This window comes from Ruminococcoides intestinale, from assembly GCF_040095935.1.
Lineage (GTDB): Bacteria > Bacillota > Clostridia > Oscillospirales > Acutalibacteraceae > Ruminococcoides > Ruminococcoides intestinale.
The window spans coordinates 605889-626316 of record NZ_JBBMFQ010000001.1; the positions used below are offsets into that span (position 1 = coordinate 605889).

The following is a 20428-nucleotide window of genomic DNA, read 5'->3' on the forward strand; positions in this document are numbered from 1 at the left end:
ATGGGATTTTTCAAAAAGATTAAAGAGGGACTGAAAAAAACTCGTGATGCGGTTGTAGGTCAGATTGACTCAATGCTCAAATCTTTTACAAAAATTGACGATGAGCTTTTTGAAGAACTTGAAGAATTGCTCGTTATGGGCGATGTAGGTGTTCCGACAGCCGAAAAGATTTGTAAAGAACTCAGAGAAAGAGTAAAAAAGGAAGGTATAAAAGATCCGTCTGAAATTACTTCGCTTCTCAAAGAAATTATTGCCGATATGCTCAGAGGCGGTGAAGAACTTGATCTTGCAACATCTCCGTCAATTATTCTTGTAATCGGAGTAAACGGTGTAGGAAAAACAACTACAATCGGTAAACTTGCAAATGCACTTTCAAAAGAGGGCAAAAAAGTTATTCTTGCCGCAGCCGATACATTCAGAGCTGCCGCAATTGAACAGCTTGAAATTTGGGCAGACAGAAGCAAGTGCGAAATTATTAAGCAGAAAGAAGGCAGTGATCCTGCTGCTGTAATTTATGATGCAATTTCAGCCGCAAAGGCAAGACATGCAGATGTAATAATCTGTGATACTGCGGGCAGACTTCATAACAAAAAGCACCTTATGGATGAGCTTGCAAAAATCAACCGTGTAATTGACCGTGAGCTTCCGGATGCGTCAAAAGAAAAGCTTCTTGTTCTTGATGCGACAACAGGTCAGAATGCGGTTAATCAGGCTGAGCAGTTCAGACAGGCAACCGGAATTACGGGTATTGTTCTTACAAAGCTTGACGGCACTGCAAAAGGCGGTGTAGTTCTTGCAATTAAGGACGGTCTTGGCATCCCTGTTAAATATATCGGTGTAGGCGAGCAAATTGACGATTTACAGCCGTTTAATCCCGATGCTTTTGCAGACGCACTTTTCAGCATTAAGGAATGATGAATATGAAGTTTATAATTGCAAGCAATAACAAAAAGAAACTTGTCGAACTTGAAAGAATACTTAATCCGCTCGGAATCAATGCGGTTACTCCGAAAGAAGAGGGAATAACTCTTGATGATGTAGATGAGAACGGAACTACTTTTGCCGAAAACGCTTTTCTCAAAGCTAATGCGGCTTATTTAAAAACGGGACTTCCGGCTGTTGCCGATGATTCGGGTTTGTGTGTTGACGCTCTTGACGGCAGACCCGGCGTTTACACGGCTCGCTATGGCGGTGAAGGCTTGACAGATGAAGAAAGATACATTAAACTTCTTGATGAGATGAAAAATGTCGATGATGACAAGCGTTCTGCTCACTTCACTTCTTCAATCTGTTGTATTCTTCCCGACGGTTCAAAGATAACAGCCGAGGGTATTTGTGAAGGTAAAATTGGTTATGAGCCAATCGGCAAAGACGGATTTGGTTATGATCCGATTTTTATGTTTGGCGACAAGAGTTTTGCAGAGCTTTCAGCCGAAGAAAAGGATGCCGTAAGTCATCGAGGAAAGGCTTTGACAGAACTTAAAGCTAAACTTGAAAACTATTTCAAAAACAACTGATTTGAAAGGAATTAATATATGTTGAACAGCAAACAGAGAGCATTTCTCAGAGGACTTGCAAATCGTATTGATACAATTCTTATTGTTGGTAAGGGTGAAATTACGGATAATATCATCAAACAGGCAGACGATGCTCTTACGGCAAGAGAAATTATAAAAGGTAAGGTTCTTGAAAACAGTGCATATTCATCAAGAGAAGCTGCCGAAGCTATCGCAGAAAAATGTTCTGCGGATGTTGTTCAGGTAATCGGTTCAAAATTTGTACTTTACAGAAGAAACGATGATGAGCCTGTTATCGAGCTTCCAAAGGCAAAGAAGTAATTATGAAAACAGGTGTTTTCGGCGGAACTTTTAATCCTGTTCACAAAGGACACATAATGCTTGCCGAGTATTGTATGGACAGCGTTGGACTTGATCGTATTATTATGATACCTACGGCTGTTCCGCCGCACAAAATAAGCAAGAATCTTGCAAGCGAAAACGATCGTCTTAATATGTGTGTACTTGCGTGCAAGGGAAAGAAAAACTTTTCTGTGTCCGATATCGAAATTAAAAGACAGGGAAAAAGCTACACCTACGAAACTGTTACACAGCTAAAAGAAATTTATCCTGATGATCACTTATATACAATAATGGGTGCAGATATGTTTCTGACTCTGGATAGGTGGAAAAATCCCAAAATTATATTTGAAAAATCGTCAATAATAACAATTCCCCGTGATGATGAAAATAAGTCTGAACTTGAAAAATTCTACAAGAATGTTCTGAAACCTATGGGAGCAGATGCGGTTATTCTGCCAAATCCCGTAATAAGCGTATCGTCAACATTCATAAGGGATAACCTTGATGAATTTGATTTGATAAGCGGTATGCTTGATAAAAGTGTTTACGATTATATTATAAAAAATAATTTATATCGGAAGTGAGTGCTTTGAATATCTCTGATTACAAAAAAATAATCCGTGAAAGAATGGGCGATTACAGATTTAGTCATAGTGTAAATGTTGCGAAAGAGGCGAAAAAGCTCGCAAAACATTATGGTGCTGATGAAAATAAGGCTGAGATTGCCGGTATTTTGCATGATATAACCAAAGAAATGCCAAAGGAACAGCAGTTGCAAATTATTATCGACAGTGGTATAATTTTAGACAATGTTCAACTTCATGCACCAAAGCTTTGGCACGGAATGAGCGGAAGCATTGTTGTCCGTGATGAGCTTGGCATTGACGATGAAGATATACTCAACGCAATAAGGTATCACACAACAGGACGAGCGGGAATGAGTCTTTTGGAAAAAGTTATTTTTACCGCTGATTTTACTTCCGAGGAGCGTACATACAGCGGTGTGGCAACAATGAGAAAGAAATCTAAAAAGAGCCTTGAGGAGGCTATGCTTTACGGCTATCAGTTTACATTCAAGGATCTTTCTAAAAGACAGCTTGCGATTCATCCCGATGAAGTTGCCTGCTATAATGAAATTGTTCTGCAAATATCCCAAACGAAAGGAAAAAACAAATGAGTTCTTACGATGAAGCAATACTTGCAGCAAAAGCCCTGAGTTCAAAAAAGGGACTTGATATTCAGATTATAAAAATTGCCGATGTTTCTGTTCTTGCCGACTATATGGTAATTGCAACAGGTACAAGCTCAACCCATGTCAAGGCGCTTGCCGATGAGGTTGAATACAAGCTTGATCAGGCAGGAATTTCGGTAAGTCATATAGAAGGTTACAGATCAAATTCATGGATTCTTCTTGACTACATTGATGTTATTGTCAATGTGTTTGATGATGAGGCCCGTGATTTTTATGACCTTGAAAGACTTTGGCAGGACGGCGAAAGCGTTGACCTGACAGGTATCGTTGATTAATTGCAGGAGGGGTTACTTTGAAATACAATCATAAAGCAGTAGAAGAGAAATGGCAAAAAATCTGGGAAGATAAAGGTGTGTTCCATGCAAGTGATGACACAGAAAAAGAAAAGTTTTATGCTCTTATCGAGTTCCCGTATCCGTCGGGACAGGGCCTTCATGTAGGTCATCCCCGTCCGTACACAGCACTTGATACAGTTGCAAGAAAACGCAGACTTGAGGGTTACAATGTTCTTTATCCTATCGGTTGGGACGCTTTCGGCCTTCCTACCGAAAACTATGCGATCAAGAATCACATTCACCCTGAAATCGTAACAAAGAAGAATATTGCCCGCTTTAAAAAGCAGATTCAGTCACTCGGTATTTCTTTTGACTGGAGCAGAGAAATCAATACAACAGATCCCGAATACTACAAGTGGACTCAGTGGATTTTTATTCAGCTCTATAAGCACGGTCTTGCTTATAAGAAAGAGATGAATGTAAACTGGTGTACTTCGTGCAAATGCGTTCTTGCAAACGAAGAAGTTGTAAACGGCGTTTGCGAGCGTTGCGGAAGTGAAGTCGTTCACAAGGTTAAGTCACAGTGGATGCTTAAAATTACAGAATATGCAGACAGACTTATCAATGACCTTGACCTTGTAAATTATCCTGACAGAGTAAAAGCACAGCAGAAGAACTGGATTGGCAGAAGTAAGGGTGCGGAGGTTGATTTTACAACTACAACAGGCGACACACTTACAATTTATACAACTCGTGCCGATACACTTTACGGTGCTACATACATGGTAATTTCTCCTGAACACCCAATGATTGAAAAGTGGGCTGACAAGATTTCTAATATGGACGAAATCAAGAAGTATCAGGAGGCTGCCGCTCGTAAGTCTGACTTTGAAAGAACAGAGGTAGCTAAAGAAAAGACAGGCGTCAGAATTGACGGTGTTAATGCTATAAACCCTGTAAACAATAAGGAAATCCCGATTTTTATTTCTGACTATGTTCTTGTATCATACGGTACAGGTGCTATTATGGCTGTTCCTGCTCACGATACCCGTGACTGGGAATTTGCAAAAAAATTCGACCTTCCTATTATTGAAGTTGTTAAAGGTGGCAATGTTCAGGAAGAGGCTTACACAGATTGTGCCAAGGGTATTATGGTTAACTCGGGCATGCTTGACGGCCTTACTGTTGATGAAGCAAAGAAGAAAATTATTGACTGGCTCACAAGTGAGGGTAAGGGCCATTCAAAGGTTAACTACAAACTCCGTGACTGGGTATTCTCCCGTCAGCGTTATTGGGGCGAGCCTATTCCGATGGTATATTGTGAGAAGTGCGGCTATGTTCCGATTGATGAAAAAGACCTTCCGCTCAGACTGCCTATGGTTGAGTCATATGAACCGACTGATAACGGAGAATCACCGCTTGCCAAGATGACAGACTGGATTAACACAACCTGTCCTTGCTGCGGCGGTAAGGCTAAGAGAGAAACCGATACAATGCCTCAGTGGGCAGGTTCATCATGGTACTATCTCAGATATATGGATCCGCACAATAAGAATGCCATTGCATCAAAAGAGGCTCTTAACTACTGGTCACCTGTTGATTGGTACAACGGCGGTATGGAGCATACAACTCTCCACCTTCTTTACAGCCGTTTCTGGCATAAGTTCCTCTATGATATCGGTGTTGTTCCTACTCCGGAACCATACGCTAAGCGTACTTCACACGGCATGATTCTCGGTGAAAACGGCGAGAAAATGAGTAAATCAAGAGGCAATGTCGTAAATCCCGATGAAATCGTTGACGAATACGGTGCAGATACAATGCGTTTATATGAAATGTTCATTGGTGACTTTGAAAAGGCTGCTCCGTGGAGTAAGGCAAGCATCAGAGGCTGTCGCAGATTCGTTGAGCGTTACTGGAATCTTCAGAGTGTTCTCGTTGACGGTGATAAAATCCGACCTGAGCTTGAAGGTGTATTTAACAAGGCAATCAAAAAGGTTGGCGAGGATATTGAAAATATAAAGTTCAATACTGCTATCGCAACTCTTATGGCTTTAATCAACGATATTTCAAATGTAAAGTCAATTAATAAAGAAGAACTCAGAATTTTCTCAATTCTCCTTAATCCGTTTGCTCCTCATGTTACGGAAGAAGTTTACGAGGCTTGTAAGCTTGGCAACGGTATTCTTGCCGAAGCCGAGTGGCCTGAATATGATGAGTCAAAATGCGTTGACGAAAGTGTAGAAATTGTTGTTCAGGTAAACGGCAAAATTAAAGCTAAGCTTAACATTCCTGTTGATGCAGACAAGGATGCTGTTCTTGATCTTGCAAAAAATGATGAGAATGTCAAAAAGGCTATTGACGGAATGAAAATTATTAAAGAAATTGTTGTTCCGAAGAAACTTGTAAACCTTGTTGTTAAGCCATAATTCAACTTTTAAAATTAATTTGACCTAAATTTCTACAATGCTATTGACATTATTCGAGTTATAATGTATAATAACATTTGCAATTATATGCAAATTACCCATGCCCGGTGGCAGATGGGAGGGAAGATAGATGGCAGAGATTAGACTTAAAGAGAATGAATCCCTTGAAAGTGCTTTAAGAAGATTCAAAAAGCAGTGTGCCAGAGCTGGCGTTATTGCTGAGGTTCGCAAAAGAGAAGCTTATGAAAAGCCCTCTGTAAAGCGTAAGAAAAAATCCGAAGCAGCTCGCAAACGCAAATACAGGTAATCAAACAGGCGGACAGAGCATTCTGTCCGCTTTTTGTTTTATCTTCATATTTCTTTTAAAAAAGGTGACACTATGAAAAAGATTCTTGTTATACTCGGACCTAACCTCAATATGGTAGGCGTCCGTGAAAAGGGAATATACGGAGAAGAAACTGCCTCCGATATTGAAAAGCAGATTATTTCATATGCAGAAAGCAACGGCTTTTCTGCCGAAGTTTTTCAGTCAAATCACGAGGGAGATCTTATCGATAAAATTCATTCGGCAAAGGGTAACTTTGACGGTGTTGTAATTAACGCAGGCGCTCTCACACATTACAGTTATGCTTTAAGAGATGCCATTGCTTGTGTAAAGATTCCTTTTGTAGAGGTTCATATGTCTAATATTCACGCAAGAGAAGAGTTCAGACATACATCTGTAATCGCACCTGTTTGTACCGGTCAGATTGCAGGTTTTGGCAAAAACAGTTACTTTCTCGCAATCAATGCATTAAAGGACTTGATGTAATGCAAAACTCTTTATTTGAGCAAAGACTTGAAAATTTAAAGACATTTCTTGACAGTAACAGTCAGGCTGTTTTGTTGACTAATGAGAAGAATATCGGCTATTTTTGCGGATTCTTTCACAGCGAAGGCTATTTGCTTGTGACTGAAAATGAAACTGTTCTTTTTGTTGATTTCAGATATTATGAGGCTGCTTTAAAAAAATCAAGCGGATGCAGGGTTGTTTGTTTTACTAAGTTGTTTAAAGACCTTATAAGCGAATTGAAGAACAATTCTGTTGTGAATGTATTTTTTGAGGCATCCGATATTACGGTTGAAAAATATAATCGTTTTAAAAAGGCTTTTTTAGAAAATAATATTGAGTGCGTTTGTGACGGCAGTCTTGATCATAAGATTGAAGAAATCAGATGTATCAAGGATGAATCAGAAATTAAAAAAATAGCTAAAGCACAGGAGATAACCGAAAAGTCATATCTTGAAGTGTTGAATTACCTAAAACCCGGTGTCAGCGAACGCAGGGTTGCACTTGAGCTTGAACACCTCATAAAGCTTAACGGCGGTGAAGGTGTTTCATTTGATCTCATTACGATTACAGGCAAAAAGACTTCATTGCCTCACGGAGTTCCGTCAGATGATATTGTCAGTAAGGGAGATTTCTTTACTTTTGATATCGGCTCAATTTTTGACGGCTATCACAGCGATACTACGCGTACGGTAGCAATCAAGTCGGCTGACGAAGAAATGAAAAAGGTTTATGACATCGTATTAAAAGCTCAGCTTGCTGTACTTGACAGCGTAAAACCAGGAGCAAAATGTTCTGATGTCGATAAAATTGCAAGAGATATAATCTCGGAAAACGGTTACGGAAAATATTTCGGTCATGCAACCGGTCACGGTGTAGGACTTGATATCCACGAATCTCCCGTTGTATCTCCGAGAAGTGAAACAATGCTGAAAAAAGGTATGATAATAACCGATGAACCGGGAATATATCTGCCTGGTAAATTCGGTGTTCGCATTGAAGATATGCTTTGTGTGACTGATGCAGGGTACAAAAACTTTGTTTCACTCCCCAAAGAACTCATTATTGTGTAATAAAAGTCTTGCATTTTTTGTCATTGTTATGTATAATGTAAATTGTTATATTACGGCATACATTACCGTATTTCCGTATGAAAGATAATTAGGAGGTATTACTAATGATATCAGCAGGTGATTTCAGAAACGGCGTTACATTTGAAATGGACGGTCAGGTTGTATCAATCATTGAATTCCAGCATGTAAAGCCCGGTAAGGGTGCTGCATTTGTAAGAACTAAAATCAGAAATGTTATTACAGGCGCAGTAGTTGAAAAAACTTTCAACCCGAACGATAAGTATCCCACAGCTTTCATTGACAGAAAGGATATGGAATACAGCTATTCAGACGGCGATCTTTACTACTTCATGGATACAGAAACATGGGAGCAGATTCCGATTAACAAGAGCGTTCTCGGTGACAACTTTAAGTTTGTTAAGGAAAATATGGTGTGCAAGGTTCTTTCTTACAAGGGCAATGTATTCGGCATTGAGCCCCCAAACTTTGTTGAACTTAAGGTTACAAAGACAGATCCCGGCTTTAAGGGTGACACAGCAACCAACGCTACAAAGCCTGCAACTCTTGAAACAGGTGCTGAAATTAAAGTTCCTCTCTTTATTGATGAGGGCGAGGTTATTCAGATCGACACAAGAACAGGCGAATATATGGGCAGAGCATAATTTCTGCGGGAGAATCAGTTATGAATCTTACTGAAAAAATTTCTTACATTCGCGGTCTTTGCGACGGTTTGGAGCTTGATGAGTCAAAACCTGAAGTAAAGGTTCTTAATGCAATCGTTGATCTTCTTGATGATATGGCTTTTGAAGTATCTGACATGGAAGAACTTTACGATGAGTTAAGCGTTCAGGTTGACGAAATTGATCAGGATCTTGCTGATGTTGAGTCTGATGTTTACGATGACGAGGACTATGACATTGAAGATTATGACGATGAAGATGACGATTACGATTTTGATGATGAAGAGAATCCTTTTTATGAGGTGACTTGTGATTCATGCGGTCAGAAGCTTAATGTTTCCGAAGATGTCCTTCTTGAAGGCGAAATCGAGTGTCCTAACTGCGGTGAGAACCTTGAGTTTGATTTTTCAGAGCTTTTCAGCAATGAGGAAGATGACGAGTGTGATGCCGATTGTGCATCATGCGACGGTTGTTCAGACACAGAAGAATAATTAACAAAACTAACACCCTTCGTATAGTATATACGAGGGGTGTTTTTATGTTGTACAGAAAAAGGTGTAAAAGAAAATTTGTTCTTTTAAAGAAAATACTTCTTTCTGTGGTTTTACTGATTATCGGTGTTACTGTTTTCTGCGAGGTGCATTTGTCAGATTTCAGACCGGAGTACATAAGAATTCAGGCTGAAATATTGTCTGTAAATTCTGTCTGCGATGCAGTGAATAACACACTTGACAAGCTTAATTATTCTTACAGTGATATTGCAAAGATTAATTGTGATAAAAACGGAAATGTGCAGTCCATCGAAACGGATTCATTCAAAATCAACAGAATTAAAGCCGACATCACGAAAGCCGTACAAAAGGAAATAGCTAAGGTATATGACAATGAAATTGAAATACCTCTCGGTGCATTTACGAATATTACAATACTCTCAAATGTCGGACCTTGCATTCCCGTAAGTTTCAATCTTACAGGAAGCTTTTCCTCGGAAGTTATAAGTACATTTGAACAAGCGGGAATAAATCAGACAATCCACCATATAAAGCTTTTGCTCACCTCAAAAATAATGACAACCTCGCTTGATTATTCAGGCAAAATAACATTTACTACCGATTTTGAAATTGCACAATCCGTAATAGTGGGTAATATACCGTCCGGATACGGTTCTCTGTTTCAGACTTATAAGAAGTAAATTTTGAAAAACCTGTGAAAAACATTGAAAAACCGTATATCTTGTGTTATAATCTAACAGTTAATACAATGGGTTAGGAGGCATTTCTTTGCCTGACAGTCAGAAAATTTCCGAAAAACAATCGGAGTATATGAATTTAATAGCTGAAATTATGGATATCCGCAAAAGAGGAGAGAAGCCTGTTGCGTATATCAGAACATACGGCTGCCAGCAGAATGTGGCTGATAGTGAAAAAATTAAGGGTATGCTTGAACAGTCGGGATTTGAGTTTGCAGATGAACCGGACAATGCGGATTTCATACTTTTCAATACCTGTGCCGTAAGAGAACATGCTGAGGACAGAGTGTTCGGCAATGTAGGTGCATTAAAAAATCTAAAGCGTAAGCATCCGCAGATTCTTATTGCTTTGTGCGGTTGTATGATGGAGCAGGAGCATGTTGCCAATAAAATTTACAAGAGCTTTCCTTTTGTAGGACTTGTGTTTGGTACTCATTCATTGCACCATTTTCCTGAGCTTATGTATAACGCTCTTCTTGACGGCAAAAGAGTGTTTGAAAGAGGTAATGACGATAATCAACTTTATGAGGGATTTCCTGTTAAGCGTGACGGCACTTTCAAGGGTTGGTTACCGATTATGTACGGTTGCAACAACTTCTGTACATATTGCGTTGTGCCTTATGTAAGAGGCAGAGAACGCAGCCGTGAAAAGAATATTATTGTTTCTGAGGCTAAAAATATGATTGAGTCGGGTTATAAAGACATTACCCTTCTCGGTCAGAATGTAAATTCCTACGGAAAAGGGCTTTCCGAGAAAGTAAACTTTTCACAGCTTTTGCGTGAGGTCGATTCAATTGACGGAGATTATTGGCTTCGCTTTATGACATCTCACCCGAAGGATTGTTCAAAGGAACTTATTGACACAATTGCATCGGGTACTCATATAAGCAAGCATCTTCACCTTCCGTTCCAATGCGGTTCGGACAGAGTGCTTAAAGCGATGAATCGTCACTATGACCGCAGAAAGTATCTTGAAATAATCAATTATGCTAAAGAGAAAATTGACGGTCTTTCACTTACAAGTGATATCATTGTAGGTTTTCCGGGTGAAACATATGAAGATTTCAAAGAAACTTTATCGCTTATCCGTGAGGTTGAGTTTACATCGCTCTTTACCTTCATTTTCTCACCGAGAGTAGGTACTCCTGCGGCTAAAATGGACGATCCGATTTCCGCTGAAGAAAAATCAAAATGGTTCCGTGAACTTCTTGATGTTCAGGAAGAAATTGCGGCAAAGCGTTGTTCTTCAATGGTTGGCAAAACCGAAAAGGTACTTATTGAAGGTGAAAACGATAAGAACGGTGAATTGTGCGGTCGTACAAGCGGTAACATAATAGTTGAGCTTGAAGGATCAAAGGACTGTATCGGAACATTCAGAAATGTAAAAATAACAAAGGCTCGCAACTGGATATTAAAGGGTGAGCTTGTAAAATAATCGGAGGTTAAAACTATGGATATCATTGAGAAAGCAAGAGAACTTGGAAGACTCATTCAGGAAGAAGACTCATATAAAAAATTGCAGGACGCTCAGAAGAATGCAGATGCAGATATGGAGCTTCAGCGTCTTATCGGTGAATTCAATCTTAAAAGAATGTCAATAAACAATGAAGCATCAAAAAAAGAGAGAGATCAGGAAAAGCTTTCTAAGCTTAATACCGAGATGAGAGAGGCATATTCTCAGATTATGTCAAACGAAAATATGATTGCCTACAATGATGCAAAGGCTGCTTTTGATGTTGTTGCAAACAGAGTTCTCGCAATTGTTCAGCAGTCTGCTGAGGGCGCAGATCCCGAAACTGCTGATTACAGCCAGTCATCATGCTCAGGCAGTTGTGCTACATGCGGCGGTTGCGGCTGATAAACGGTTCTAAATTTTGTTAAGGAAGTGAAACAAATGGCGGAGTTATCTCCAATGATGCAACAGTATTTCAAAATTAAAGAAGAAAACAAAGACAGCATTTTGTTCTTCCGACTTGGAGATTTCTACGAAATGTTTTACGATGATGCAAAGCTTGCATCAAAGGAGCTTGAACTTACTCTTACAGGAAGGGACTGCGGACAGGCCGAGCGTGCTCCCATGTGCGGAGTTCCGTTTCACAGCTGTGAGGGTTACATTGCAAGACTTGTTGCAAAGGGCTATAAGGTTGCAATTTGCGAACAGACGGAAGATCCTGCAAAGGCAAAAGGTCTTGTAAAGCGTGATATTATTCGAGTAATTACTCCCGGTACCGTAATGGAATCGAGTATGCTTGATGAGAGCAAAAACAACTACATTTGCTGTATGTATTCTAAAAATAAAACTATAGGACTTTGTTTTTGCGATATTTCCACAGGTGAATTATACGCTACGGAAATCAGGGGTAATGACAGCTATAATGTTCTTACCAATCAGCTTACAAGCTATAATCCCCGTGAAATTCTCATCGGCGGTGATATTGTAAAGCTGAAAGAACTGCCTAAGTTCATTAAAGCGAAGCTTTCGGCAGGAGTTGAAATGCTTGAGGATGAAAAATTTGACGAGTCGGTATGTACTGATGTTGTAAAATCACAGTTTGCGGATGAATACAGTACCGTATCTGACAAATCTGTTGTTGTGTGCGTTCTCGGTGCATTGCTTTCATATCTTCGTGATACTCAGAAAACGGGACTTGAAAGAATAAATCACATTGAGTTCTACAAAGAAAATCAATATATGAGTCTTGATTACAACACACAGCGTAATCTTGAGCTCACACAAACAATGCTGACAAAGGATAAAAAAGGTTCACTTTTGTGGGTGCTTGACAAGACAAAAACCGCAATGGGCAAACGCCTTATGCGTTCATGGCTTGAACATCCTTTGCTTAATATAACTTCAATTAACAACCGTCAGAGTGCAATTGAAGAGCTTGTAAACGATAATATGCTCCGTATGGATGTTACAGACACACTCTCGGGTATATTTGACATTGAAAGACTTATGACAAGAATCGTTTACGGTTCTGCAAATGCAAGAGATTTGCGTTCACTCTGCGGAGCAATTCAGAATCTTCCGCAGATTTCGGATTTGCTCGTTGATTGTAAATCGGTTTATCTTAAATATATTTATAAAAGCATTGATAAGCTTGAGGACATTTATTCTCTTATTGATTCTGCAATCGTTGAAGAACCTCCGTTTACAGTCCGTGAGGGCGGTATGATTAAGAGAGGCTATAACGAAGAGCTGGATTCCGTGACAGGCGATATGAATGACTCAAAGGGAATTCTTGCCCGTATTGAGGCTGAACAGCGTGATATAACGGGAATTCCTAAGCTTAAAGTCGGTTATAACAGGGTATTCGGATATTATATTGAAGTATCAAATTCATATAAATCCATGGTACCCGAAACATACATAAGAAAGCAGACACTCACCAATTGTGAAAGATATATTACTCAGGATTTGAAAGATGTAGAGGGCAGAATCCTCGGTGCAAAAGACAGATCGGTTGCACTTGAATACAACCTCTTTGACGATGTCAGAAAGACGGTTTCGGATAATCTTGAAAGAATTCAGAAAACCGCAAAAGCCATTGCTAATCTTGATGTTATTACTTCACTTGCAAATGTTGCGGCTGACAACAGATACATAAGACCTGATGTAAACCTTTCAACTGCTATAAGAATTAAAGATTCGAGACATCCGGTTGTTGAGGCTCTATTAAAGGATGCACCGTTTGTTCCGAATGATGTCAGCCTTGATTCTGCCAATGACAGAGTAGCAATTATTACAGGTCCCAATATGGCGGGTAAGTCAACCTATATGCGACAGATTGCCCTTATTGTTCTTATGGCGCAGATAGGCAGTTTTGTTCCGGCGTCTTCTGCCGAAATCGGAATTGTAGACAGCATCTTTACTCGTGTAGGTGCGTCTGATGATCTTGCTTCGGGACAGTCAACCTTTATGGTTGAGATGAGCGAGGTTGCCAATATCATTAAAAATGCAACTTCAAAAAGCTTACTTATTCTTGACGAAATCGGCAGAGGTACTTCGACCTTTGACGGTATGAGCATCGCAAGGGCTGTACTTGAATTTTGTGCCGACAGAAAAAAACTCGGTGCAAAAACACTTTTTGCAACTCATTATCACGAACTCACGGTTATGGAACAACTCCTTGACGGTGTAAAAAACTATAACATAGCAGTTAAAAAGCGTGGCGATGACATTACTTTTCTGCGAAGAATTGTTCCCGGCGGAGCAGATGACAGCTACGGTATTGAGGTTGCAAAGCTTGCAGGCATTCCGCAGTCTGTAATTTCAAGAGCAAAGGAAATTTTAAAAGACCTTGAACACGGCAAATATAAAAACGAGAGTGCCAATATTCAAAAGCAGGATAATTCAGACGATATGCAGCTTTCACTTATCGGTTCGACTGAAAGTCCCGTGATTGAAAAGCTGAAAGATACAGATTTAAATACTCTTACTCCGATTGAAGCAATGAACTTGCTTTACGAACTCAAGGGTATGATTTAATATTAGGAGGTGACACAAATGGGTGTAATCAATGTACTTGATAAGCATGTTGCAGAACTTATCGCCGCCGGCGAGGTTGTTGAAAGACCGGCATCGGTTATAAAGGAACTTGTAGAAAATTCAATTGACGCAGGCGCAAAAAATATCACCGTTGAGATAAAAAACGGAGGTACAACATTCATGCGTGTTGCCGATGACGGTTGCGGTATTTACCGTGACGATATCAAAGTTGCGTTTTTAAGACACGCAACCAGTAAAGTTAAGGTCGAATCTGACCTGGACAGTATTTCTACACTCGGATTCAGAGGAGAGGCTCTTGCGTCAATTTGTGCAGTGTCACGACTTCAACTTATTACGAGGAATGTAAACGAGGAAATCGGAACTTCATATGAAATTGACGGCGGTGAAGAACAGAGCTTTGATGATGCAGGTTGTCCTGTCGGCACAACCTTTGTTATCAGAGATTTGTTCTACAACATTCCTGCTCGTGCAAAATTTTTGAAAAAGGATGTTTCGGAGGGTAACGCAGTTTCAAATATAATCGACAAAACTGCTTTGTCACATCCCGAAATTGCATTTACATACATTAAAGACGGAAAGCAGGTTCTTCGTACATTCGGCGACGGAAAACTTATTTCTGCAATATATTCGGTTTTTGGAAAAGATTTTGCGAAAGGACTTATTCCGGTTGATTATCAGCTTGATGCAATAAAGGTCTACGGCTATATTTCAAAACCCGAACACTCAAGACCAAATCGTAATATGCAGAATTTTTTTATCAACGGAAGGTACATCAAAACCAGAACGGCTATGGTTGCACTTGAGGAGGCTTTTAAGGGCTCAATTATGGTCGGAAAATTTCCGTCATGTGTTCTTAATATCGAATTGCCGTGTGAAATTATTGATGTAAATGTTCATCCTTCAAAGCTTGAGGTCAGATTTATAAATGAAAGACCTGTTTTTGATGCGATTTATCATGCGGTAAAATCTTCACTTATGAAGTATGACAGCCGTAAAAAAGCATCATTTAAAAAGGAAACGGCTTTTAATGAGGTGCAAAATAAATTTAATCCGTTTAACAATGCGCCTGCCATTCTGAACAAGCCTGTTGTGCAAAGTTCTAAAAATGATTTTGTACAAAAACAGTATGCTAAACCGATACCTGACATACAAAAAACAGAGGTTACAAAACCTGTTGCTACATCCGAAAAATCCGATGATTTTAATCCGTTTTCCGATGTCGCATTTAATGATAATAAGAAGATTGGCGAGGCAGCTATTCGTTCTGTTACAAAGTCCATTGATGATATAAAAGTTGCGGATATATCCAATCCGTTTGATATTTTCAGCAAACAGGCGATAAATAAGGCGAAAGAGGAAGAAAAGTTAAAATCAACTTTCAAGCCTGAAATTGCTCAGCCAACTTCGCTTGTTGAAGATGAAAAAACTGATACAGAAAGTATTACCGATAAAAGTCCGATTGTAAGCCCTAAAGAGGTTAATGTAATTGTTTCGGAAGAATCTATTGAGAAATCAAAAGAGCCTGTTCTTGTAAACGATAATCAGACGAGCATCAAATATATCGGAGAGGCTTTCGATACATATATCATTGCAGAAAAAAACAATAAAGATATTCTTTTGATAGACAAACATGCCGCCCATGAGAGAATTATTTATGAAAAACTAAAAGCCGAAAAGGCTGCTGACTACAGGCAGATTTTACTTGCTCCTGTTACAGTCACTCTCGGAAAAACCGAGTATGATGCGGCAATTAATAATCTTGATATGTTTTCCGATTGCGGCTTTGAAGTTGAAGATTTCGGTAACAGTACGGTTATTGTAAGAAGTTCTCCGCAGTATATTCCGGCTGTTGAAATTGAAGATTGCATTACCGAGATGTCGGGCTACATTTCTCAGGGTAAAACCGATATCTTTACCGAAAAAATGGATTGGTTTTACAGCAATGTAGCTTGCCGTTCAGCTATAAAGGCAGGCAATAAAAGTACGCCTGATGAGCTTATAGGGATTGTAAAACACCTTGAAGAACATCCTGAAATCAAGTATTGTCCTCATGGCAGACCGATTTGCATTGTTCTTACAAAGGGTGAAATTGAAAAACAATTTGGCAGGGTGTGATTTTTTGGAAAAATCTATTAATACGGTTTCAATTGTCGGTCCTACCGCATCAGGCAAAACAAAACTTTCGGTTGAACTTGCAAAGCATTTTAACGGTGAAATCGTATCTGCCGATTCCATGCAGATATACAGGGGAATGCAGATTGCAACAGCCAAACCTACCAAAGAAGAGATGGACGGAATTCCTCATCATATGATGGACTTTCTTCCGCCTGATAAAACCTATTCGGTTGCGTCATATGTAACTGATGCTTCAAAATGTATAGCAGATATTCATTCAAGAGGCAAATTACCGTTTATCGTCGGCGGAACAGGTCTTTATGTTGATTCACTTCTGAACAATGTTTCTTTCAGTGATGATAAACGGGATGAAGATTATTGCTTAGAACTTCGCAAGATTGCCGAAGAACATGGAACAGACAGGTTGCTTGAAATGCTTGCAAAATTCGATCCTGAATCGGCTGAAAGACTTCGTGAAAGCAGAAATCTTAAAAGAATAATCCGTGCCATTGAATTTTACAAAACAACAGGAAAAACTATCACACAACAAATTGAAGAATCACATAAAATTCCGTCTCCGTATATAACTGTAAAAATCGGTCTTAATTGCCGTGACAGACAGGTGCTTTATGACAGAATAAACAAGCGTGTAGATATTATGCTTGAAGAAGGTTTGCTTGAGGAGGCTGAACGGGTTATTAATTCCGACCTGAGCTATACATCAATAAAGGCGATAGGATATAAGGAATTGATTCCTTATTTTAAAGAAAATAAAAACCTGAATGATTGTGTTGAAAAATTGAAAATGGATACCCGCAGATATGCAAAAAGACAAATTACTTGGTTTAAGCGGGATTCGGAGATTAATTGGATTTATATTGATGAATATAATTCATTTGAAGAAATATACAGTTATGCAAAGGCTGTAATCGAAAGAGGCTTACTTTATGGATAAATTGCTTTTCAGACGAATTTTGATGATTGCGTTATCAGTTCTTGCAGTTGTTTATGCCGCCTATCTTCTGATAAGTACAAATTTTAAAATGTATCCGACTGAAAATGCTGTTCAAACAACAGTCACGGATAAAATTTATTCAAACGGATTTATTATCCGTGATGAAAATATGATTCAGAATAATACTTCGGGTGTGCTTTCATATACAGTGCATGACGGTGACGAGGTAAAAGCCGGCGGTGAAATTGCAAAATCATATGCAAATGATGATGACGCAGCTTCACAGTCAAAAATCAGCGCATTACATGAACAGCTTTCCGATTTGCAGACACTTCAAAAAACAAGCACGGCCGGCAACATAGGTATTGATACTATCAACAACAATATAAATAATAATATCATTTCACAAATTCGCAGTATCAATGACGGCGATTTGGCAAATATTGATAATGCCACAAATAATCTGCTTTATTCAATAAACCAAAGACAGATTTACACAGGCAAAGCCACTAACTTTAATGACAGGATTTCAGAACTTCAGGCTGAAATAGCCACTCTTGAAGGCAAAGCAGGAAAATCAACAGGTAATATTACAACTGAAAAATCAGGTTGTTTTCTCTCGCATTGTGACGGATATGAAAATGCGCTTGATTACAATAATCTTGATCGTCTGACTCTTTCTGACCTTGATAATGTAAAGCAGACAAAAGTGTCCGGCAATATTGCAGGCAAGGTTGTAACGGGATTGAAATGGTATGTTGCCTGTAAGGTTACGGCTGATGAGGCAACAAGACTTTCTTTGTGGGACGGTTCCGCTACGGTACTGTTCTCTGACGCATCGTCTGAAAGCATTCCTGCCACTATCAAGAGGATTTATCAGGAATCAAAAGACAGCGATGCCCTTCTTATTCTTGAGTGTGACTATATGAATTCCGACCTTGCTCAGGCACGACAGGAACCGATTGAAATAGGTCTTGGTTCATACACTGGCTTGAGAATCAGCAAAAAGGCTATTCATGATGACTATGTAACAAAGACAACCTATGATGACAATGACAATAAACATACCGAACAGGTTAAGGTTCAGGGTGTATATGTGCTTCACGGAAGTGAAGTGAGATTCAAACAGATATCTATTCTGTATGCCGACGATGATTATGTTATTTGCGATCCGGAGCCGGACAGCAAAGACCTTGTTGACGGCACAACAGTTGAGTTATATGATCAGGTAATTCTTGAAGGAGATGATTTGTATGACGGAAAAGTTGTTAACTGACGTTGAATACAATTACAAATTTATTGATGAGCGAATAGCCGAGGCTGCCGAAAAGTCCGGAAGAAAGCGTGAGGATATTACATTTCTTGCCGCAACAAAAATGGTTGAACCTGAGGTTATTAACCACGCAATTTCACTCGGACTTGACCACATAGGTGAAAACAAGGTTCAGGAGCTTTTGTCAAAGTATGATAAGTATAACCTTGACAACTGTTCTCTTCAGTTTATCGGTCACTTGCAGACAAACAAGGTAAGACAGATTATCGATAAGGTTGATCTTATCCAGTCTGTCGATTCAATAAAGCTTGCGTCGGAAATTTCTAAACAGGCTTTAAAAATCAATAAAAACTGTGATGTTTTTGTTGAGGTAAATATCGGCAGAGAAGAAAACAAGTCAGGTGTTATGCCCGAACAGCTTGAAGAATTACTTTGTCAGATTGCCGAATTGGACGGTATTTTAGTTAAAGGTCTTATGGCAATACCTCCGATTTGTGAATCTTCACAGAAAATTTCTGAATTTTTCAATAAAATGCATAATATATTTATTGACATCTCGCAAAAAAAATTAGATAATATAGATATGAATATTCTTTCAATGGGTATGTCTGCCGATTATTACGAAGCTGTACTTGCAGGTGCAAATATGGTCAGAGTTGGTTCGGCATTATTCGGTGCAAGGAATTATACATAATTTTAGGAGGATTATATAATGGCTGGTTTTGTAGATAAGTTTAAACGCATGTGGGACGCCCCCGATGATGAGTATGAGTACGATGAATATGGTTATGCTGACGAAGGTGCAGAAGAAGACTATAAAGAAGAACCTGTAAGAAACGCTAAAAAAGAAAGAGATCTCGGCGGCGGAAACAAGGTCGTAAACATTAATGCTACCACCAATCTTCAGGTTGGTTTATTCAAGCCTGAGCGTTTCGGCGAAGAGACCCGCACAATTGCTGATGAGCTTATGAAGGCTCACACAGTAGTTCTTAATCTTGAAGATACAAATAAAGATATGGCAAGAAGAATCCTTGATTTTCTCAGCGGTGTTGCGTATGCAAACCGTGGTAAAATCAAGCGTGTCGCTACAAATACATATATCATTATTCCGAGCAATGTTGACCTGACAGGCGACGATTTACTTGATGAGCTTGAGAACAACGGTGTTTACTTCGGATGATGACAAACAGCTGATTGCTCGGCTTAATAACGGTATTGACCTTTGTCTGACAAGACAGAAACCGTATTTTATGCCTTTTATGAGTGAAAGGAAACAAGCTCTTCTTGTTTCCGAACTTAAAAAAGCATATTTCGACAACTACTTTTTCTTTGGCGGGTATGATGATTCCGAGAGAAAAATGCTTGGCTTGTTTTTTGACGAACCGAGTACGAGTATGTTCCCGATATGCGGCATTGAATTTTCATTCAGAAAATGCGACCGACTCACTCATCGTGATTTTCTCGGTTCTTTGATGTCGCTCGGAATAGAGCGTGAAACTGTCGGGGATATTCTTGTTGAGGACGGACGGGCTGTTGTATTTGTAAAAGCGGAATTGTCCGATTATGTCAAGTCGCAGATTTCAAAAGTCGGCAGAGTCGGCGTCAAGGTTGATGAAGCTGATTTGTCAAAGCTTCCGCAGGGAAGAGGAGTGGAAGAAAAAACATTTATAGTTTCTTCTTTACGACTTGATAATATTGTTGCCGCTGTATGTAAACTGTCACGAGAAAAAACAAAAACTGTCATTATGTCAGACAGCGTATGTGTTAATTTTGAAGAAACTAAAAATGTCAGTTTTAACCTAAAGGAAAATGATGTTTTTACAATTCGCGGAAAAGGCAAATTCGTTTTAAAAGGTATACTTGGAACTACAGGAAAAGGTCGAATGAGAATTTCGGTTATACATTATAAATAAGGAGTGCAGATAA

At 39.2% G+C, this 20428-nt stretch carries 22 protein-coding genes; all 22 read left to right on the plus strand.

Annotated elements, in window-relative coordinates; genetic code table 11:
• The gene (gene ftsY, locus WMO31_RS02875; RefSeq protein ID WP_015523796.1) at nt 1-915 is read left to right on the plus strand and encodes a signal recognition particle-docking protein FtsY; all 915 of its coding nucleotides are present in this window, start codon (nt 1-3) and stop codon (nt 913-915) included.
• Between the two features lie 5 nt (nt 916-920).
• Nucleotides 921-1517: an RdgB/HAM1 family non-canonical purine NTP pyrophosphatase gene (gene rdgB / locus WMO31_RS02880; protein ID WP_117948931.1), complete on the plus strand. Its 597-nt coding sequence runs from the start codon at nt 921-923 to the stop codon at nt 1515-1517.
• 18 nt (nt 1518-1535) lie between these two features.
• Nucleotides 1536-1838, plus strand: a complete 303-nt coding sequence (yhbY, locus tag WMO31_RS02885; RefSeq protein ID WP_015523798.1) for a ribosome assembly RNA-binding protein YhbY — start codon at nt 1536-1538, stop codon at nt 1836-1838.
• Nucleotides 1839-1840: 2 nt separating this feature from the next.
• The gene (gene nadD / locus WMO31_RS02890) at nt 1841-2443 is read left to right on the plus strand and encodes a nicotinate-nucleotide adenylyltransferase (RefSeq protein WP_117948929.1); all 603 of its coding nucleotides are present in this window, start codon (nt 1841-1843) and stop codon (nt 2441-2443) included.
• Between the two features lie 5 nt (nt 2444-2448).
• Nucleotides 2449-3036 (plus strand): bis(5'-nucleosyl)-tetraphosphatase (symmetrical) YqeK, encoded by a 588-nt coding sequence (gene yqeK / locus WMO31_RS02895; protein WP_021883964.1) that lies wholly within the window; start codon nt 2449-2451, stop codon nt 3034-3036.
• Nucleotides 3033-3386 carry a ribosome silencing factor gene (rsfS, locus tag WMO31_RS02900; protein WP_021883963.1) on the plus strand — a complete coding sequence of 118 codons (354 nt, stop codon included), beginning with the start codon at nt 3033-3035 and terminating at the stop codon, nt 3384-3386. The genes yqeK and rsfS overlap by 4 nt, the downstream gene beginning before the upstream one ends.
• A 17-nt stretch (nt 3387-3403) precedes the next feature.
• Complete coding sequence (leuS, locus tag WMO31_RS02905; protein WP_367286029.1) at nt 3404-5815, plus strand: leucine--tRNA ligase; 2412 nt, start codon at nt 3404-3406, stop codon at nt 5813-5815.
• 130 nt (nt 5816-5945) lie between these two features.
• Nucleotides 5946-6122 (plus strand): 30S ribosomal protein S21, encoded by a 177-nt coding sequence (gene rpsU, locus WMO31_RS02910; protein WP_015523801.1) that lies wholly within the window; start codon nt 5946-5948, stop codon nt 6120-6122.
• A gap of 72 nt (nt 6123-6194) precedes the next feature.
• On the plus strand, nt 6195-6626 hold the full coding sequence (aroQ, locus tag WMO31_RS02915) for a type II 3-dehydroquinate dehydratase (protein WP_367999161.1): 432 nt from the start codon (nt 6195-6197) through the stop codon (nt 6624-6626).
• The gene (locus WMO31_RS02920) at nt 6626-7717 is read left to right on the plus strand and encodes an aminopeptidase P family protein (protein WP_367999162.1); all 1092 of its coding nucleotides are present in this window, start codon (nt 6626-6628) and stop codon (nt 7715-7717) included. Before aroQ ends, WMO31_RS02920 begins: the two co-directional genes overlap by 1 nt.
• Before the next feature lie 104 nt (nt 7718-7821).
• On the plus strand, nt 7822-8379 hold the full coding sequence (gene efp, locus WMO31_RS02925; RefSeq protein ID WP_015523803.1) for an elongation factor P: 558 nt from the start codon (nt 7822-7824) through the stop codon (nt 8377-8379).
• Nucleotides 8380-8399: 20 nt separating this feature from the next.
• Entirely contained in the window at nt 8400-8888 is a 489-nt protein-coding gene (locus WMO31_RS02930; protein ID WP_367999163.1) for a CD1247 N-terminal domain-containing protein, read from the plus strand.
• Between the two features lie 47 nt (nt 8889-8935).
• Entirely contained in the window at nt 8936-9589 is a 654-nt protein-coding gene (gene yunB / locus WMO31_RS02935; RefSeq protein ID WP_178085338.1) for a sporulation protein YunB, read from the plus strand.
• A gap of 88 nt (nt 9590-9677) precedes the next feature.
• Complete coding sequence (gene miaB, locus WMO31_RS02940; RefSeq protein ID WP_242961757.1) at nt 9678-11081, plus strand: tRNA (N6-isopentenyl adenosine(37)-C2)-methylthiotransferase MiaB; 1404 nt, start codon at nt 9678-9680, stop codon at nt 11079-11081.
• Between the two features lie 15 nt (nt 11082-11096).
• Nucleotides 11097-11504 carry a YlbF/YmcA family competence regulator gene (locus tag WMO31_RS02945; protein ID WP_015523806.1) on the plus strand — a complete coding sequence of 136 codons (408 nt, stop codon included), beginning with the start codon at nt 11097-11099 and terminating at the stop codon, nt 11502-11504.
• 36 nt (nt 11505-11540) lie between these two features.
• Entirely contained in the window at nt 11541-14138 is a 2598-nt protein-coding gene (mutS, locus tag WMO31_RS02950; protein WP_367999164.1) for a DNA mismatch repair protein MutS, read from the plus strand.
• A gap of 18 nt (nt 14139-14156) precedes the next feature.
• On the plus strand, nt 14157-16274 hold the full coding sequence (gene mutL, locus WMO31_RS02955) for a DNA mismatch repair endonuclease MutL (protein ID WP_367999165.1): 2118 nt from the start codon (nt 14157-14159) through the stop codon (nt 16272-16274).
• A 4-nt stretch (nt 16275-16278) separates the two neighbouring features.
• On the plus strand, nt 16279-17229 hold the full coding sequence (miaA, locus tag WMO31_RS02960) for a tRNA (adenosine(37)-N6)-dimethylallyltransferase MiaA (protein ID WP_367999166.1): 951 nt from the start codon (nt 16279-16281) through the stop codon (nt 17227-17229).
• On the plus strand, nt 17222-18505 hold the full coding sequence (locus WMO31_RS02965; RefSeq protein WP_367999167.1) for a biotin/lipoyl attachment domain-containing protein: 1284 nt from the start codon (nt 17222-17224) through the stop codon (nt 18503-18505). Before miaA ends, WMO31_RS02965 begins: the two co-directional genes overlap by 8 nt.
• Entirely contained in the window at nt 18483-19196 is a 714-nt protein-coding gene (locus tag WMO31_RS02970; RefSeq protein ID WP_367999168.1) for a YggS family pyridoxal phosphate-dependent enzyme, read from the plus strand. Before WMO31_RS02965 ends, WMO31_RS02970 begins: the two co-directional genes overlap by 23 nt.
• Before the next feature lie 18 nt (nt 19197-19214).
• Nucleotides 19215-19682 (plus strand): cell division protein SepF, encoded by a 468-nt coding sequence (locus WMO31_RS02975; protein ID WP_101029609.1) that lies wholly within the window; start codon nt 19215-19217, stop codon nt 19680-19682.
• Nucleotides 19648-20415 (plus strand): YlmH family RNA-binding protein, encoded by a 768-nt coding sequence (locus WMO31_RS02980; RefSeq protein ID WP_367999233.1) that lies wholly within the window; start codon nt 19648-19650, stop codon nt 20413-20415. The genes WMO31_RS02975 and WMO31_RS02980 overlap by 35 nt, the downstream gene beginning before the upstream one ends.
• Nucleotides 20416-20428: the final 13 nt, after the last annotated feature.

Excerpts from the sequence above, each read along its gene's own strand:
- ftsY (WP_015523796.1), top strand. The coding sequence starts at position 1 with ATGGGATTTTTCAAAAAGATTAAAGAGGGACTGAAAAAAACTCGTGAT.
- rdgB (WP_117948931.1), top strand. The coding sequence starts at position 921 with ATGAAGTTTATAATTGCAAGCAATAACAAAAAGAAACTTGTCGAACTT.
- yhbY (WP_015523798.1), top strand. The coding sequence starts at position 1,536 with ATGTTGAACAGCAAACAGAGAGCATTTCTCAGAGGACTTGCAAATCGT.
- nadD (WP_117948929.1), top strand. The coding sequence starts at position 1,841 with ATGAAAACAGGTGTTTTCGGCGGAACTTTTAATCCTGTTCACAAAGGA.
- rsfS (WP_021883963.1), top strand. The coding sequence starts at position 3,033 with ATGAGTTCTTACGATGAAGCAATACTTGCAGCAAAAGCCCTGAGTTCA.
- rpsU (WP_015523801.1), top strand. The coding sequence starts at position 5,946 with ATGGCAGAGATTAGACTTAAAGAGAATGAATCCCTTGAAAGTGCTTTA.
- aroQ (WP_367999161.1), top strand. The coding sequence starts at position 6,195 with ATGAAAAAGATTCTTGTTATACTCGGACCTAACCTCAATATGGTAGGC.
- WMO31_RS02920 (WP_367999162.1), top strand. The coding sequence starts at position 6,626 with ATGCAAAACTCTTTATTTGAGCAAAGACTTGAAAATTTAAAGACATTT.
- efp (WP_015523803.1), top strand. The coding sequence starts at position 7,822 with ATGATATCAGCAGGTGATTTCAGAAACGGCGTTACATTTGAAATGGAC.
- WMO31_RS02930 (WP_367999163.1), top strand. The coding sequence starts at position 8,400 with ATGAATCTTACTGAAAAAATTTCTTACATTCGCGGTCTTTGCGACGGT.
- yunB (WP_178085338.1), top strand. The coding sequence starts at position 8,936 with ATGTTGTACAGAAAAAGGTGTAAAAGAAAATTTGTTCTTTTAAAGAAA.
- WMO31_RS02945 (WP_015523806.1), top strand. The coding sequence starts at position 11,097 with ATGGATATCATTGAGAAAGCAAGAGAACTTGGAAGACTCATTCAGGAA.
- mutS (WP_367999164.1), top strand. The coding sequence starts at position 11,541 with ATGGCGGAGTTATCTCCAATGATGCAACAGTATTTCAAAATTAAAGAA.
- mutL (WP_367999165.1), top strand. The coding sequence starts at position 14,157 with ATGGGTGTAATCAATGTACTTGATAAGCATGTTGCAGAACTTATCGCC.
- WMO31_RS02965 (WP_367999167.1), top strand. The coding sequence starts at position 17,222 with ATGGATAAATTGCTTTTCAGACGAATTTTGATGATTGCGTTATCAGTT.
- WMO31_RS02970 (WP_367999168.1), top strand. The coding sequence starts at position 18,483 with ATGACGGAAAAGTTGTTAACTGACGTTGAATACAATTACAAATTTATT.
- WMO31_RS02975 (WP_101029609.1), top strand. The coding sequence starts at position 19,215 with ATGGCTGGTTTTGTAGATAAGTTTAAACGCATGTGGGACGCCCCCGAT.
- WMO31_RS02980 (WP_367999233.1), top strand. The coding sequence starts at position 19,648 with ATGAGCTTGAGAACAACGGTGTTTACTTCGGATGATGACAAACAGCTG.